The organism is Streptomyces tamarix (genome assembly GCF_032423885.1).
Classification (GTDB): Bacteria; Actinomycetota; Actinomycetes; order Streptomycetales; family Streptomycetaceae; genus Streptomyces; species Streptomyces tamarix.
In genome coordinates, this window is record NZ_JAWCTQ010000107.1 from 1 (window position 1) to 750 (window position 750).

1 protein-coding gene is annotated in these 750 nt (G+C 68.0%); it reads left to right on the plus strand.

Going from position 1 to position 750, the window contains the following annotated elements; all coding sequences use genetic code 11:
- Positions 1 to 750 (plus strand): S-adenosylmethionine synthetase N-terminal domain-containing protein (locus tag RND61_RS32485; protein WP_315881759.1); only part of this gene is annotated, 750 nt, incomplete at both ends.

A 750-nucleotide genomic window follows, 5' to 3' on the forward strand; every position in this document is an offset into this window, starting at 1 on the left:
GTGACCGAAGGTCACCCCGACAAGATCGCTGACCAGATCAGCGACACGATTCTCGACGCGTTGCTGCGGGAGGACCCCACCTCCCGTGTCGCCGTGGAGACGCTGATCACCACCGGCCTGGTGCACGTGGCCGGTGAGGTGACCACCCAGGCGTACGCCGACATCCCCACGCTGGTGCGCGAGAAGATCCTCGAGATCGGTTACGACTCCTCGAAGAAGGGCTTCGACGGGGCGTCCTGCGGCGTTTCGGTGTCCATCGGCGCCCAGTCCCCGGACATCGCCCAGGGTGTGGACGCCGCCTACGAGCAGCGCGTCGAGGGTGCCTCCCGGAGGGGTGAGGGCGACGAGCTGGACCAGCAGGGCGCCGGTGACCAGGGCCTGATGTTCGGGTACGCCACGGACGAGACGCCCGAGCTGATGCCGCTGCCGATCCACCTGGCCCACCGGTTGTCGCGGCGCCTGACCGAGGTCCGCAAGAACGGCACGATCCCCTACCTGCGCCCCGACGGCAAGACGCAGGTGACCATCGAGTACGACGGTGACAAGGCCGTCCGTCTCGACACGGTCGTCGTCTCCTCGCAGCACGCCAGCGACATCGACCTGGACTCGCTGCTGGCCCCCGACATCCGCGAGTTCGTCGTCGAGCACGTCCTCAAGCAGCTCCTGGACGACGGCATCAAGCTGGAGACCGAGGGCTACCGGCTCCTGGTCAACCCCACGGGCCGGTTCGAGATCGGCGGTCCGATGGGT